Below are 14376 nucleotides of genomic sequence, written 5' to 3'. Positions count from 1 at the left end.
CGCATCGCCTAGTCCCCCTGCGCACTGGCCTGGACCGGCTTGGCGTTGATGACGGCGCTGACGGCCAGCGCGCCGGACAGGTCGGCCGGCGGCGTGATCGGCAAGCGCCACTCGCGCCAGCGCCCGGCCAGCACATAGCCGAACAGGCCCTTGCTGACCACGAACTGGGCGCCGCCGGGCGTGGACAGGGTCAGCGCCCCGATCTGGGCATGGCGGGCGCCGCGGTTATCGACGCGCAAGGACCAGCCGCCCTCTTTTTTGGACACGCGCCAGGTCAAGGCCTCGCTGCCGGGCGCGCCGGGCAGCACGAACACCGGCACCGAATAGCGCAGGCGGATATCGACCCCGGTGCTGGCCGGGCCGTCGTCGCGCGCCAGCTCGTCGATCAGCACGCGGTAACTCAGTTCGGCGCCGGGCGCGGCCGCGCCGGTGCGCACCAGGCGGATGGTCTGGGCCGCGCGCGCGGCGATCTGCACGATCGGCGGGCTGGCCACCAGTTGCTGGGTCGGGGTCAGCACGTCCTCGCCCCCCTGCTGGTCCCACACATACACCCGCACCTGGCCGTAGATCGGCGCCTGGCCCAGGTTTTGCAGCTCGATCCCGGCCGCGCCCTGGTCGGCGCGCAGGCGCAGGGTGACCGGCGAAATCTGCAGGTTGGCCGCGCGCGCCACGCTGCCCAGGCAGCTTGCCAGCAGGATCAGGAAGAAAAAACAGCTCGTCAGGCGCGCGCTCATTACCTTGTCAGAAGTAGACCGTGGCCGTGATGGTCGATTTATAGGTATCCGGCGCCGGCGTGGCCTGGGCCGGCACTTCGCCGTAGACGGTCAGGGCCTGGGCGCTGCCGGTACCGGTGCCGCCCAGGGTATTGGTGCCCTGGGTATCGCCCCACGGGGTGCTGCCGGCCGCCTGGAACAGGTTGAAGCGCACGGTCGCCGCATTGCCGCCGGTACCGGAGAGGAAGCGGTTGGTGCCGGACGAACCGGCGCCGCTGCCCGCATTCAAGCCCACGTTATACGGCGTGGTATTGCTGCAGGTAACGTTGATGCTGCTGTTGACCGACACCTTGGTGGCCAGCACGCCCTGGGCCTGGCCGAAGTCGAGCGGCGTGGCGGCAACGATACAGTTAGCCACCACCGTCATCGTCACGTCGAAGGTCGAGGTGTTGCTGCCGTTCGAATACGTGGCCGCGCTGGTGGCGACAGGAATGCTGACGGCGGCCAGGATGGCGACGGTAGCGGCGCGGGTCAAAACAGTTCGAAACATGAAACCTCCCAGTGACTAAGTCATGCGCCGGCCACGCGGTGGCAGGCAAGGAAAGTCTCGGTAGGAACGGCGATGTCAGGGACGCGCTTACCAGGACGGCGGCCGGCGCCGGGCGCGCCTTGGTCGGGGGCGCGCAATGGGGCGGAACGGTCGCATGCTCGTTGTCGATCTGCCTGGGCATGCCGGGTTCAAGGGCACACTTTGTCTAGCACAAAGACACATTGTCGGTATTTCGTATTGCTGCAAATCAATGCATGAACAGATTATGGCGAGCTTGCCGCGTTTCGGCTTTTGCCAAGCGAGAAAAAGGTTTTGAAGCACGCGAAAAATCCAAAATAATTCAAAAAGTGGGCATAATGAATATTCACAATTGACTAAAAACCTAGCCACGTGACGACAAGCCCCGCCCCTCGCGCAAGGATACTGATCGTGGACGACTCGCCCTTCGAGCAACGTCTGCTGGCGGACCTGCTGGCCGAGCGCGACTACCTGATCAGCTCGGCCTACAACGGGCGCCAGGGCTACGAGGTGGCGGCCAGCGCCCATCCCGACCTGATCCTGCTCGACGTGCGCATGCCCTATATGGACGGGTACGCCGCCTGCCGCCTGCTCAAGGCCAATCCCGACACCCAGGACATCCCGGTCATCTTCGTGAGCGGCGCCGACGCCGAGGAAGAGCGCGTGTTCGGGCTGTCGGTCGGCGCGGTCGACTTCGTCACCAAGCCGTTTTCCGGTCCGGAACTGGCGGCGCGCATCCAGGTGCACCTGTCGCTGATGCGGCGCGCGGCCGCGCCGGCGCCGGCCGGGCGCAACGACGACGCCGAGCCCGACATGGTGCTGGTCAACGCCGCGCGCCGCCTGATCGACGAGGACCTGGCCAATGTCCCCAGCCTGGACGAAATCGCCGAACGGGTCGGCACCTACCGCGAAAAACTCTCGCTCCTGTTCCGCGAACGCATGGGCACCACCGTGTTCGCCTACATCCGCGACCAGCGCCTCGAACGCGGCGCGCGCCTGCTGCGCGACACCGACATCGACGTGCAGGGCATCGCCCTGATGGTGGGCTTTAACAATGCAGGCAATTTCGCCACCGCCTTCCGCGAGCGCGTCGGCGTGCCGCCGAGCGCCTACCGCAAGGCCAGCCTGGACGGCAACAGCCACTGAGCGGGCAGGCCCGCCTTTTGCGCGCTCATCGGGCAGGAAAACCTATTAGAATGACATCAGACCGCCGCCCTGCCGGCGCCCGCCATTCGATTCGAAGTTTTCCTAGGGAATTTCCGCATGCGCCATTTCAGACTCTCCTTCCTCGTCACCTTCATCCTCATGTGCGTCGCCGCCTGGTGGGGCTATTCGCGCGGCGGCATTCCCGGCATGCTCACCGCGCTGTGGATTTCCGCCGTGCTGGGCGTGCTGGAAGTGTCGCTCTCCTTCGACAACGCGGTGGTCAACGCCTCCGTGCTGCGCCACTGGAACGCGTTCTGGCGCAAGCTGTTCCTGACGGTCGGGATCCTGGTGGCGGTGTTCGGCATGCGCCTGGTGTTCCCGCTGGTCATTGTCTCGGTCGCCACCGGGCTCGGCTTGCTCGATGTCTGGACCATGGCGATCAACACGCCCGACGAATACTCGCGCCACCTGACCGAGAACCACGCCGAAGTGGCGGCCTTCGGCGGCGCCTTCCTGCTGCTGGTATTCCTCAACTTCTTGTTCGACGAAGAGAAGGAACTGCACTGGCTCGGCCTGCTCGAAGAAAAGGTGGGCAAATACGGCAGCGAGAGCCTGTCGGTCATGCTGACCCTGTGCGCGGCCTTCATGGCCATGTACCTGGTGCCCGAAGCGCGCAAGCTGAGCGTGCTGATGGCCGGCGTATTGGGCGTGGTGATTTACGTGGGGGTGAACTGGATCAGCACCCTGCTGGAAGAAGAGGAAGCCGACCCCACCCTGGGGCAGATGGTGTCGCGCGGCAGTATCGGCGGTTTCCTGTACCTGGAAGTGCTCGACGCCTCCTTCAGTTTCGACGGCGTGATCGGCGCGTTCGCGATCACCAGCGACGTCGTCATCATCATGCTGGGCCTGGCCATCGGCGCCATGTTCGTGCGTTCGATGACGGTCTACCTGGTCGACAAGGGCACCTTGCAGGAGTTCGTGTACCTGGAACACGGCGCGCATTACGCGATCGGGATCCTGGCCGTCATCATGTTCGCCAGCGTGCGCTATCACATTCCGGAGTGGTTCACGGGGCTCTCGGGCGTGGCCTTCATCCTGGTGTCGCTGTGGTCCTCGCTGCGGTACAAGAAGCGGCAGGAGGCGCTGGGGGTGGCGTGATGGCGCCGCCCGCCGCCGCCCTTGCTGCGGCGCGGCGGGCGCGGCCGGCGGTCTAGAGTTTCTCCAGCTGCTGCTTCACATACGCCGCGCCGGCGCTGGCCGGCGCCAGTTCCATGAAGGTCTTGTAGGCGAGTTTGGCCTTGGCCGCGTCGCCCGCCTGCAGATGGGCGTCGCCCAGGTTGCGGTACGCCACCGCGCGCGACGGGTCCATCTTCACGGTATTGTCGAACCAGCGCGCCGCCTCGGCGAACTTGCCCTGCTTGTAATACACGAAACCCAGGTTATTGGCCGCCAGCGCAAAGTCGGCGCGCAGTTTGAGGGCCTCGGTGAACTCGGCCTCGGCCGCCGCATACTGCTTTTCCCTGAACAGCTGCAAGCCGCGGTCGTTGGCGCGCTGGGCCAGCTGGCGCGCCGAGGACGGCACCGCCAGCGGCGTCACCAGCTTCTGCTCCTTGCCCTGCAAATCCCTGACCGCGACCGGCGCCACCGTCGGCGCGGCACCCGGCTTGTCGTCCGCCCTGGGCGCGTCCGGGCGCGCCGCGTCGAGCTTGGCGTTGAGCGCGATCGCCTCGCTCGACAGCTGCGCGGTCTGGGGATTGAGGAACTCCGCCTCGACCGGCAGTTCGAACACGAAGTCGCCCCCTTCCGAGCCCGGCAGGCTGCCGAAGGCCGGGGTCTGGTTCGACACGCCCGCCACCGCCGGCGCCACGTAGGCCGCCAGTTCGGTGGCCGTGATCAGGCCGTCGCCATTCAGGTCGCCCTTCCCCGCCAGGCCCTGCAGCAAGGTCCAGGTGAACACCGAATGCCCGTTCGGCCCGCCGTCCGACACCAGCTGGTCGGCCCCGCCGGCGGTCAGCATCTGGCGTCCGATGCGGCGCGCGTTATCGCGCAAGAAGGCGCCGGCGCCGCCGCCGCGCGTCAGGCCCAGGCCGCTGTAACAGGCATCCATCACGAACAGCGCATGCTTGGCGCTCAGGCTTTCGGCGATATTCTGGATCTCGCTCATGGGAATCGCATCGGTGGCGAACTGGGCCGGGTCGGAATCGTAGGGCACGATGTAGCCGAGGTCGCGGCCCGAACTGAGCTGGCGGGTCGCGCCATGGCCGGCGAAGAACACGAAGATGCGGTCGTTCTTCTGCACCCCGCCGTGCGCCAGGCGGTCGTGGAAGGCGCCGAGGATGCCGGCGCGGGTGGCGTCGGCATTGTTGAGCGAGACCACGCGCTCGGCCGCGAAGCCGAACTTGCCGATCAGCGTTTCGCGCACGCCCTGGGCATCGCGCACCGCGTACTGCAGCTTGGGCCACTTGGGATAGCTGTCGATCCCGATCACGATGGCCCAGGAATTGGCGTAACCGGTGCTCACCGCCACTTTCCCGGCGGGCGCGGCGGCCGTGTTGGCCGTACTGGCCGTATTGGCGCTGGTGAAATTGCTGCCATCCCAGCCGGCGAACTGATAGCCCTCGGCGATCAGGCGGTCGAGCACGGCGGGCAGCGCCTTGACCGTGCGCGCGTGGATATCGTGGAACAGGATGATGCCGCGGCCCTCCTTGTCGACCGTGCGCAGGACCCGTTCGGCGATCGAGGCCGGGACCGGATCGGCCCAGTCGAGCGAATCGATATTCCACATCACCGAGCGCAGATGGGCGCCCTCGAGCGCGTGCAGGCCCTCGCTGTTGCGCGCGCCGTAGGGAAAGCGGAACAGCGGCGAGCGGCCCGCGTCGATGGCCTTGAGCAGCACATCGGTGTTGAGGATTTCGGCCTTGAGCCTGTCGCCGGTTTCCTTCGACAGCTGGGCGTGCGTGTAGCTGTGGTTGGCCAGCGTGTAGCCGCCCGCCTTGAGCTTGCGGCTGACCGCCGCGCCATCGGACAAGGTGGGCTTGCCGGCGGCATCGACGCTGCCCAGGTTGCGGCCGACGTTGAAGAACACCGCCGGCACCCCGTACTGCTTGAGGATGGCCGCGATTTCCTCGCTGTAGCGCTTGTGCGGGCCGTCGTCGAAGGTCAGCACCACGGTTTTCCTGGGCAGGGAATTGCCGAAGATTTCGTTCGGATCGGGCTCCACCCTCTTCGCCTCGGGAGGCAGGGCCGAGGCCGGATACGGCATGACCACGCCCTGCTCTTTCAGGATGGCCTCGCGCGTGTAAAGGGTCTGGAGGTGGGCCAGGTAGCTGTCCCAGCGCTCGCGTTTGAGCTCGATCGCGCGCGACTCGTAGCGGCCGAAGACTTGCCGGATTTCCTTCTCATAATTGCGTTCGATCTCGGCCAGGGCATCGAGGTCCTCGGACAGGCGCTTGTGGATCTTAATGGCCGGCAAGCTCGAATCCTTGGCCACCTCGGCCAGCAAGCCTTGCAACAGCTCGCGGAAGGCCAGGCGGTCGGCGTCGAACAGGGATTTATCGGACTCGATGTAGCCGAGCAGGCTGCCGATGGCATCGAAGCGGGTGGGCTGGGTTGACGCCAGCAGCGCGGCGAGCTCGCGTTCCAGCGCGTCGGTGCGGGTCTGGTTCTCGTGGAACAGGTTCTGGCCGATACGCTGGGCCTGTTCGCGCTCGTTGGCGGGCATGGCTTTCTCGTCGGCGAGCAGCACGATGATCTTGCGGTAATTGGCCAGCAAGGCCTGCATGCCCGTCATCAGCGGCGCTGTATCGACGCGCGCTGCGGGGGTGGCGGCTGTGTTGGCGGGAGCCGGTGGCGGCGGCGTCGGCGCCGGCTTACGTGCGGCAAACAGCAAGCTCGCCCCGGCCGCGCCCGCGATGGCAAGCGCGGCGGCGATTTTAATGGGAGTGGAAGTCACGACAGACACACCTGTTGGAAGAAGTCCGTCGATTGTATTGCAAATGTCCAAGCCCCACCAAATTCCCACACCCCGCCGTTCAACAACCCTACAACCGGGGTCAGAGCTCTGACTAGCAACAATGTTCGTTTCTCAACCGGGGTCAGAGCTCTGACTCGAAACTTTGCAAACCCCGAAAATCAAAAAACGCGTTAAATCCACTTTCGAAGGCAATCGTCTGCCAACAGTCGACAATCCGATCATTCTTTTGCTCAGCTTGCTTAACAATGTTTCGAATTAAAGCTCTGACCCCGGTTCAAAAAGGAAAGCAAACGAATACGTGTTGCCAGTCAAAGCTCTGACCCAAAGCTCTGACCCCGGTTGGAGCGCGCAGTTATTGGTAGCGGGCGAAGATGGTGGCGACGGCGTCGTCGGCGATCAGGCGGCGGATGGCTTTGTCGACCTCGGCCAGCTTGACCTTGCCCTTCGGCGAGACGGCGCATTGGCCCATGTAGCTCTTGACCGGCAGCGGCGGGTGCAGCACCAGCACCGGGTCGCCCAGCTTTTGCCGGTAGTCGAGAAATACCCTGGCCGTGACCACGTGCCTCACCCGCCCCACCGCCAGCTTGCGCAGGTTGATCAGCGAACTGGCGCTGTCGTCGCGGATGAAGCCCTTGCCCAGCATCTCGTCGAGCTCGGGATGGGAGTAGCCCAGCACCGTGCCGATCGCTTGCCCCGACACGTCGGCCACACTCCGCGGCCGCGTCACATTGCGCGCCGTGATCAGCACTTCGGTAATGGGAATGAATGGCTGGCTCCAGCCGAACGCGCCGTTCAGCCATTCGGGCACGTAGCTGCACAGTACGTCCGCGCCGCCGTCTTCCAGCGCGCGCACGATCCGCTTGCGCGGCAGCGCGACGAACACGGCCGTGCGGCCCATGGCCGCCGCCAGCGCCTGGCCGATGTCCTTGTGGATGCCTTCGGCCAGCCGGCCGCGCTCGAAGCGCGCCATCGGCATGTCGGTACTGGTGTCGACCAGCACGGATAGTTCGGCCGCCTGCAAGCCCAGCGGGATCGGTAGCAACATCGACAGCAACAGCTTGGAAATCGTCATGCCGCCGATCTTACCTCATCGGGACCGGCCCCGTGGACAGCCGCCCGGTTCCGGCGCTCGCCGGCGCCGGCGCTCAGCCCTTGTTGGGCGCGGTCAGGCGCCCGAGCACCTGGTGCGTCATGGTGGCGGAGGTGGAGCGCTGGGCCGCGCCGGTGGCGCTCTCGCGCTTTTCGTCGTCGATCGCGCGCCGCGTGACCATCAGGGTGCGCGTGTCGGCTTCGAGGCGGCGCGCTTCGAGGGCCACCAGTTCGCGCCGCGCATCGGCCATTTCCTTGGTGGTCAGGGCGCTCTTGCGCTGCATGTCGGCCTGCGCCTGGGCGCTTTCGAGCAGGACGCGCTGGGCGTCGCGCTTGTCCTGCGCGGCCAGGGCGGCGATTTCTTGCGCGACCTGGAACTGGCGCGCCATGCTGGCCGCTTCGTGTTCGGCTTCGGCCCGCGTGCGCGCCGACAGGCAGGCCGCCTGTTCGGATGCCAGCCGCGCCGCGATCGCCTGCTCGGCGCGCTGGTCGGCCGCCAGCTGCTGGCGCTGGGTCGCGAGCTTTTGTTCGATCAGCGCCAGCGAGGCGCGCTCGGTCTGGAGGCTGGCCCGCTCGGCTTCGGCGCTGTCGCGCTCCAGGGCCAGCGCTTCCTCGGCCAGCGTGCGTTTTTGCTGTTCGGCCTCGGCCCGCGCTTGCTGGACCTGGGCCCGCTCGGTGGCCACGCGCGCCTGCGCGGCGACGGCGTCGGCGGCGCGCGCCGCCTGTTCGGTTTCGACCTGGGCCTGCTGCGCCAGCACGCGCGCGGCCTCGGTTTCGGTGCGGCGGGCCTGCTCGGCGCCGCTGGCGGCGAGGGCCTGCTGGCGCTTGGCGGCCAGGGTCTGCTCGGCCAGCATGACGGCGGCCCGTTCGCTGTCGGCCAGCGCCCGTTCCTGCGCCAGCGTTTCTTCGGCCAGTGCCAGTTTTTGCTGCTCGGAGCGGGCCCGCTCGCGCTGCGCTTCGGCCAGTTCGGCGGCGACGCGCGCCTGCGCGCTGGCGGCGTCGGCCGCGCTCTGCGCCTGCACGCTCTCGGTTTCGGCCTGCTGCACGCGCTCGCGCACGGCCTCGGCTTCGGCCCGCCTGGCTTGCTCGGCGTAGGCGGCGGCGACCGCCATCTGGCGCTGGTCGGCGGCCATCTGTTCGGCCAGGGCCAGGGCCGCCGCTTCGCTCTCGGCGCGGGCGCGTTCGTCGGCCAGGGCTTGCTCGGCCACGGCCAGCTTTTGCTGTTCGGCGACCGCGCGCGCGCTCTGGGTCTGGGCCAGGTCGATGGCGGCGCGGGCCTGGGCGGCGATGGCGTCGGCGGCCTGCTGCGCCTGCACGCTTTCGATTTCGGCTTGCTGCACCAGGCGGCGCGTGGCTTGCGCTTCGCTGCGTTTGGCTTGCTCGGTGGCGGCGGCCAGCTCGGCCAGTTGACGCTGTTCGGCGGCGTGCTGCTCGGCCAGCGCCAGGGCGTTGCGCTCGCTCGCGGCGCGCGCGGCTTCATCGGCCAGGGCTTGTTCGGCCAGTGCCAGCGCCTGTTCGGCCATGGCCAGGGCTTGCTGTTCGGCGTCGGCACGCGCGCTTTGCGCCTGCGCCTGCGCGGTGGCAGCGCGCGCCTGGGCGGCGAGGGCCTCGGCGGCGGCGTGCGCCTGCGCGCTCTCGATGTCGGCCTGTTCGGCCAGCACGCGCAGGGCCTCGACTTCGGTCCGCTTCGCTTCGGCCAGGCGCTGTTCGGCATCGGCCTTCTGGCGCAGCAGCACCGCTTCGGCCTGTTCGGCGTCGGCGCGCGCCTGGGCCACCTCGGCGGCCCGGGTTTCCGCATCCAGCCGTTCCTGCAAGCTGAGCAGCGCGGCTTGTTCGGCCTCGGCGCGGGCTTGTTCGGCCTGCGCCAGCGCGGCCGCCTGCGTCGCTTTCTCGGCGGCCAGTTCGCTGGCGCGGCGCTGCAGGTCGACCTGTTCGGCGATGGCGGCTACGGCCGCCTGTTCGGAGGCGTTCTGGGCGGCGGCCAGGTCGGCCGCGGCCTGGGCCAGGCTGGCGCGTTCTTCGGCCAGGGCCCGTGCACGTTGCTGTTCTTCGGCGTCGGCCAGGGCGGCGGCGGCGGCGGCCTGGTCGGCCTGGGCGCGTTCCGCCGCTTGCGTGGCGGCCAGGGCTTCGGCCTCGACCCTGGCTTGCACGACGGCGCTGGCGTCGGCTTCGGCCCTGGCGCGCGCCAGGGCGACTTCGCGCAGGCGCTTGTCGACTTCGATGCGTTCTTCGGTGGCGGTCAGGATGCGCGCTTCGGCATCGCGCCGGGCGGCGGCGCCGGCGGCGGCCATCTTTTCCAGCCGCTCGCGCTGGGCGGCGGCGTCGCGCAATTCTTTTTCGGATTGCAGGCGCAGGTGCACCGACTGGGCCGCCACGCGCTCGGACTCGGCCTGGGCGATGGCGATCGCTTCGCGTTCCTGTTCGATGTGGGCCAGGGCGCGCGCTTCTTCCAGCGCGCGCGCTTCGGCCACGGCGCGGGCAAAGGCCGAGTCGAGGGCGATCTGGTCGGCTTTTTCGCGCTGGACGGTCAGTTCCAGCGCCTCGGCTTCGGCTTCGGCCAGCAGTTCGGCGGTCTGGCGCGCGCCCTTGGCCTGGCGCTCGCGTTCGCGAGCCAGGGTGGTCATGCGGGCGTCGGCGTTGGCGATGTGCAGCACTTCTTCCTGGGCCGCGTGCACGGCGGCGACCCGCTCGACCGCTTGCAGACGCGCCTGCTCGGTCTGGGCCAGCAGGGCTTCGGTGGCGCGCGCCGCCTGTTCGGCCAGCTCGGCTTCGGCGGCGATCTGTTCGGCGGCGCGGCGGCGCGCTTCTTCCTCGGCCTTGAGGCGGGTTTCGGCGGCCAGCTTGATCTGGGTGTCGGCTTCGACCCGGGCGCGCAGTTCGGCGGTCTCCTGGCGCACCGCTTCCAGGCGTTCCAGGCTGGCCTGGGCGGCCGCGCGCAAGGTTTCCAGGCGGTCGCGGTTGGCTTCGATGGCTTCTTCGGAGGCTTGCGCGTTTTGCAGGGCGGCGGCAGCGGCGGCGGCGTCCATGGCGGCGCGCTCTTCGGCCAGGCCGCGCGCGCGCGCTTCGGCATGGGCCCGGCTTTCGGCGGCGCACGAGGCCTTGGCTTCGGCTTCGACCCGGGCGATGGCTTCGTGGATGGCGCGCATTTCGGACTGGGCGCGGTCGGGGGCGGCTTCGGCGGCAGCCGCCGGAACGGCGCTTGCCTGCGGCGCGGCGCCGTCGGGCGGCAGCGCGATCGTCAGGTTGGCATCGTCGTGCGGGGCTGGTGTGGTTTCCATCTTGTTCTCGCTTGGGCTACCGTCCCGGCATGGGAAGGCCTGACGTTGATTATCTGTCAGGCCGCCCCGCCCCGGCGCACGGATCAGACGCGGAAAAACCGGTCAATTCGACCATTTGCTCTACAACAACGTCACCACAGCGCCGGCTCGTCCATCAGGGCGATCTGTTCGCGCAGTTCGAGGATCCGGTCTTGCCAGTAACGTTGTGTATTAAACCACGGAAACGCAACGGGGAAGGCCGGGTCGTCCCAGCGCCGCGCCAGCCAGGCCGAGTAATGGATCAGGCGCAGGGTGCGCAGCGCTTCGATCAGGTTCAGCTGGCGCTCGTCGAAATCGGCAAAATCGTCGTAGCCGGCCAGGATGTCGCTCATCTGGCGCACCATGTCGCGCCGCTCGCCCGAGAGCAGCATCCACAGGTCCTGGATGGCGGGGCCGGTGCGGCTGTCGTCGAAGTCGACGAAGTGCGGACCGTCCGGGGTCCACAGCACGTTGCCGGCGTGGCAATCGCCGTGCAGGCGCAGCCGGGCCGATTCGCCGGCCCGCGCGTAGCAGTGGCGCACCCCGTCCAGGGCCTGGTCGAGCACGCTGGTGTAGGCGGCCAGCAGTTCGGGCGGGATGAAGCCGTTCGCCAGCAGGTAGTCGCGCGGTTCGCGCCCGAAGGTCTCCGGCGTCAGCGCCGGCCGTTCCCTGTAACTGGCCAGGGCCCCGACCGCGTGGATGCGGCCGATGAAGCGGCCGGTCCATTCGAGCACGGCCGGGTCGTCCAGCTCGGGCGCGCGTCCGCCGCGCCGGGGGAACACGGCAAAGCTGAAGCCGCCGAAGCTGTGCAGCGTGCGGCCATCGAGCGTGAGCGCGGGCACGACCGGGATTTCGCGTTCGGCCAGTTCCTGCACGAAGGCGTGCTCTTCCAGGATGGCGGCATCGCTCCAGCGCTGGGGACGGTAGAACTTGGCCACCAGCGGGGCGGCGTCTTCCATGCCGACCTGGTAGACCCGGTTTTCGTAGCTGTTGAGCGCGAGCAGGCGGCCGTCGGCGCGCAGGCCGACGCTGTCGAGCGCGTCGAGCACGCATTCCGGGCTCAGCTTGGCGAACGGGTGGATGGCGGGTGTGTCGGGGTCGGAAAAGGGCGTCGTCATGGCCGCTATTGTACGGCGCGCCGCAATTTAACAGTACGTCCCGCTGCGCGAACGCGTTAAACTAGCGGCTTCAACGATCAACAAGAGCACGCCATGCAACTCGACCAGCCCCTTTCAGAAAAAGAATTCGACGAACTCGACCAGTTCCTCCTGTCCGACCGCAGTGCGGAAGACGCCATGACCATGGACACCCTGCACGGTTACCTGACCGCCGTCGCCATGGGTCCGGAAACCATCATGCCGGCCGAATGGCTGCCGAAGGTGTGGGGCGAGGATGCCAAGAGCGTCCCCAAGTTCAAGAACGCCAAGGAAGAAGAGCGCATCGTCGAGCTGATCATGCGCTTCATGAACGAAGTGCTGGTGACCTTCGAGATCGCGCCGAAGGAATTCGAGCCGCTGTTCTGCGAAGCCGAGCACGAAGGCACGATGCTGCTCGACGGCGAAGCCTGGTGCTGGGGCTTCTGGGAAGGCATGGAACTGCGCCCGGGTTCGTGGGACCCGATCTGGGAATCGGACCTGGAGCCGCTGATGCGCCCGATCTACCTGCTCGGCGCCGACGAGATCGAGGAAGAAGAGCTCAAGGAAGTCGATACGCCGATGAAGGGCCACAAGCTGGCCCTGGAAATCCAGGCCAACCTGCCGGCGATTCACCGTTTCTGGGTACCGCTGCGCAAGGCGCCGGTCGGCACCGTGAAGCGCGACGAGCCGAAAGTCGGCCGCAACGACGAATGCCCTTGCGGCAGCGGCAAGAAGTACAAGAAGTGCTGCGGCGCCGATCCGGTCGCCGAGTAAGCACGTAGTTTCCCGGTGCGCGTGGGGCGCCCTGCCCTGCCCTACGCCGCCGGCGCCAGTTCGGCCGGTTCCGCCAGGCGCCCCTGGTATAGCGCCGCCACCAGGTCGGACTGGGTGACGATGCCGGCGAAGCGGTCGTCGTCGTCGACCACGGGAATGTGGTGCAGGCCGGCGTTGGCCATCAGCGGCACCAGCTCCACGATGGGCGTCTTCACGTGCGCCGTGGCCACCCTGGCCGTCATGATCTGCCCCACCACTTCCGGCTTGTCCGAATGCGTCAGCCCGCTGCGTTGCAGCAGCGCGCGCAGGCGTTGCCCCAGGCCCTTGTATACGTCCAGGTCGCTGTGACGCAGGAAATCGGTCTGGGTGACGATCCCGATCACCCGCCGCGCCCGGTTCAGCACCGGCAGCGCGTGCACCTGGTGATGGCGCATCAGGCGCCAGGCCTCGGCCAGCTCCGTGCCGAATTCGAGCGTGACCACGTCGGTCGACATGATCTGGCCGCAGCGGATCACGCCGAAACGCCGTCCGTAGGCGGCCGTTTCGGTGGCCAGGATGATGCCTTCGAGCTCGTCGCGGCTGACGTCGAGCACCTGGCCGTAGCGCGCCAGCACGGCGTCCAGGTCGGCGCTGCGAAAACCGAGGCGCGCGGTGGGTGCGACGTCGGCCGTATCGTGCACATTGTGCAGGGCCGATTGCTGGCGGTGCGGATAGCGCCGTCCGGTCAGGTTGTTGACGAGCAGGGCGCCGCCCACCATCAGCACGCAGTTGAGCGCAACCGGCGCGAGGGCGAAGGCGAAGCCCAGTTCATGCACGGCGGGACCGGCCAGCACCGCCGTCAGCGCCACCGCCCCGCCCGGAGGATGCAGGCAGCGCAAGGCGAACATGGCGGCAATCGCCAGGCCGCCGGCCAGGGGCGCGGCAATCTGCGGCGCGAGGCCGGACTTGACGCAGGCCACGCCCACCAGGGCCGAGACGACGTTGCCGCCAATCACGGCCCAGGGCTGGGCCAGGGGACTGGCCGGCAGGCAGAACAGCAGCACGGCGGAGGCGCCCATCGGGGCGATCAGCCACAGTCCGGCCGCGCCGCCGGTCCAGGTGCCCAGTGCGCCGGTCAGGATCAGCGCCAGGAAAGCGGCCAGGCTGGCACGCCATTGTTCGAGGCGGCCGGCACTGTTGGGCGGGGGTAAAACAGCGGTGAGCCAGGCGGCGCGCGGATCGGGCATGAGGGGTGGACAGGAACGGGGAAGCCGCAATTACATCACAGATGAGCCAATAAGGTGCGCAGGCGCACCATTTTCGCGCAAGGGATGCCCATGATGGTGCGCCTGCACCGTCGCCTGGCGGTCCTGGTGCAGGATGATGACCTTGCAGAAATGCAAACCGGCCCGGCCTGCCATCCTGTGAAGGAAAGCGGGTCGGGCCGATGCATTTGGCTTACCCGGGCATACCCGGGCTTGGCCGGGCCTGGCCGGACCAGTTACTGGCCGCGCGGGCCTTTGTCGGCGCCCTGGTGATCCTTGACGCCGTCGTTCTTGTGCTTGCCGGCGACTTCTTCTTCCTGGGCACGCTGACGGTTCTTGTTGGCATCCTGCTGGATCTGCTGATCTGCGCGCTGTTGCTGCTCGGTTGGATCGTTGCTGTGCTTGCTCATAGGGCCTCCTGTTTGTCTGAAGCACAA

11 protein-coding genes are annotated in these 14376 nt (G+C 67.9%); 3 read left to right on the top strand and 8 right to left on the bottom strand.

Annotation, left to right across the window (positions count from 1 at the left end; all coding sequences use genetic code 11):
- Nucleotides 1–8 precede the first annotated feature (8 nt).
- Entirely contained in the window at nt 9–734 is a 726-nt protein-coding gene (locus EJB06_RS19060; RefSeq protein ID WP_126075611.1) for a fimbrial biogenesis chaperone, read from the bottom strand.
- 7 nt (nt 735–741) lie between these two features.
- A complete protein-coding gene (locus EJB06_RS19055; protein ID WP_126075610.1) occupies nt 742–1263 on the bottom strand; it encodes a Csu type fimbrial protein in 522 nt (173 codons plus the stop codon).
- Nucleotides 1264–1692: 429 nt separating this feature from the next.
- Here EJB06_RS19055 and EJB06_RS19050 point away from each other — a divergent pair, with 429 nt between their 5' ends.
- Nucleotides 1693–2427, top strand: a complete 735-nt coding sequence (locus tag EJB06_RS19050; protein WP_229427160.1) for a response regulator transcription factor — start codon at nt 1693–1695, stop codon at nt 2425–2427.
- Nucleotides 2428–2544: 117 nt separating this feature from the next.
- A complete protein-coding gene (locus EJB06_RS19045) occupies nt 2545–3585 on the top strand; it encodes a DUF475 domain-containing protein (RefSeq protein WP_126075608.1) in 1041 nt (346 codons plus the stop codon).
- A gap of 52 nt (nt 3586–3637) precedes the next feature.
- Here EJB06_RS19045 and EJB06_RS19040 read toward each other — a convergent pair whose 3' ends face one another.
- From EJB06_RS19040 to EJB06_RS19025, 4 genes are all read right to left on the bottom strand, one after another.
- Nucleotides 3638–6379 carry a polysaccharide deacetylase family protein gene (locus EJB06_RS19040; protein WP_198420865.1) on the bottom strand — a complete coding sequence of 914 codons (2742 nt, stop codon included), beginning with the start codon at nt 6377–6379 and terminating at the stop codon, nt 3638–3640.
- 373 nt (nt 6380–6752) lie between these two features.
- Nucleotides 6753–7472, bottom strand: a complete 720-nt coding sequence (locus tag EJB06_RS19035; protein WP_126075607.1) for a substrate-binding periplasmic protein — start codon at nt 7470–7472, stop codon at nt 6753–6755.
- Nucleotides 7473–7545: 73 nt separating this feature from the next.
- Nucleotides 7546–10767 carry a coiled-coil domain-containing protein gene (locus EJB06_RS19030; RefSeq protein WP_229427159.1) on the bottom strand — a complete coding sequence of 1074 codons (3222 nt, stop codon included), beginning with the start codon at nt 10765–10767 and terminating at the stop codon, nt 7546–7548.
- A 131-nt stretch (nt 10768–10898) separates the two neighbouring features.
- Entirely contained in the window at nt 10899–11903 is a 1005-nt protein-coding gene (locus tag EJB06_RS19025) for a serine/threonine protein kinase (RefSeq protein WP_126075606.1), read from the bottom strand.
- Nucleotides 11904–11996: 93 nt separating this feature from the next.
- On the opposite strand from EJB06_RS19025, the gene EJB06_RS19020 reads away from it, so the two are divergent.
- Nucleotides 11997–12695 (top strand): UPF0149 family protein, encoded by a 699-nt coding sequence (locus EJB06_RS19020; protein WP_126075605.1) that lies wholly within the window; start codon nt 11997–11999, stop codon nt 12693–12695.
- Between the two features lie 41 nt (nt 12696–12736).
- Here EJB06_RS19020 and EJB06_RS19015 read toward each other — a convergent pair whose 3' ends face one another.
- Both EJB06_RS19015 and EJB06_RS31940 read right to left on the bottom strand, forming a co-directional pair.
- Nucleotides 12737–13921 carry an HPP family protein gene (locus EJB06_RS19015; RefSeq protein WP_126075604.1) on the bottom strand — a complete coding sequence of 395 codons (1185 nt, stop codon included), beginning with the start codon at nt 13919–13921 and terminating at the stop codon, nt 12737–12739.
- A gap of 254 nt (nt 13922–14175) precedes the next feature.
- Complete coding sequence (locus EJB06_RS31940; RefSeq protein ID WP_164557969.1) at nt 14176–14349, bottom strand: hypothetical protein; 174 nt, start codon at nt 14347–14349, stop codon at nt 14176–14178.
- Between the last annotated feature and the right edge of the window lie 27 nt (nt 14350–14376).

This window comes from Massilia atriviolacea, from assembly GCF_003953935.1.
GTDB classification, from domain to species: Bacteria; Pseudomonadota; Gammaproteobacteria; order Burkholderiales; family Burkholderiaceae_D; genus Telluria_A; species Telluria_A atriviolacea.
Note: the sequence above shows the minus strand (reverse complement) of the source record. Positions and strands in the feature narration are given on the sequence as shown.

What these genes read in the sequence shown, in the direction of transcription:
- EJB06_RS19060 (WP_126075611.1), bottom strand. Translation starts at nt 734, where the DNA reads ATGAGCGCGCGCCTGACGAGCTGTTTTTTCTTCCTGATCCTGCTGGCA.
- EJB06_RS19055 (WP_126075610.1), bottom strand. Translation starts at nt 1,263, where the DNA reads ATGTTTCGAACTGTTTTGACCCGCGCCGCTACCGTCGCCATCCTGGCC.
- EJB06_RS19045 (WP_126075608.1), top strand. Translation starts at nt 2,545, where the DNA reads ATGCGCCATTTCAGACTCTCCTTCCTCGTCACCTTCATCCTCATGTGC.
- EJB06_RS19035 (WP_126075607.1), bottom strand. Translation starts at nt 7,472, where the DNA reads ATGACGATTTCCAAGCTGTTGCTGTCGATGTTGCTACCGATCCCGCTG.
- EJB06_RS19030 (WP_229427159.1), bottom strand. Translation starts at nt 10,767, where the DNA reads ATGGAAACCACACCAGCCCCGCACGACGATGCCAACCTGACGATCGCG.
- EJB06_RS19025 (WP_126075606.1), bottom strand. Translation starts at nt 11,903, where the DNA reads ATGACGACGCCCTTTTCCGACCCCGACACACCCGCCATCCACCCGTTC.
- EJB06_RS19020 (WP_126075605.1), top strand. Translation starts at nt 11,997, where the DNA reads ATGCAACTCGACCAGCCCCTTTCAGAAAAAGAATTCGACGAACTCGAC.
- EJB06_RS19015 (WP_126075604.1), bottom strand. Translation starts at nt 13,921, where the DNA reads ATGCCCGATCCGCGCGCCGCCTGGCTCACCGCTGTTTTACCCCCGCCC.
- EJB06_RS31940 (WP_164557969.1), bottom strand. Translation starts at nt 14,349, where the DNA reads ATGAGCAAGCACAGCAACGATCCAACCGAGCAGCAACAGCGCGCAGAT.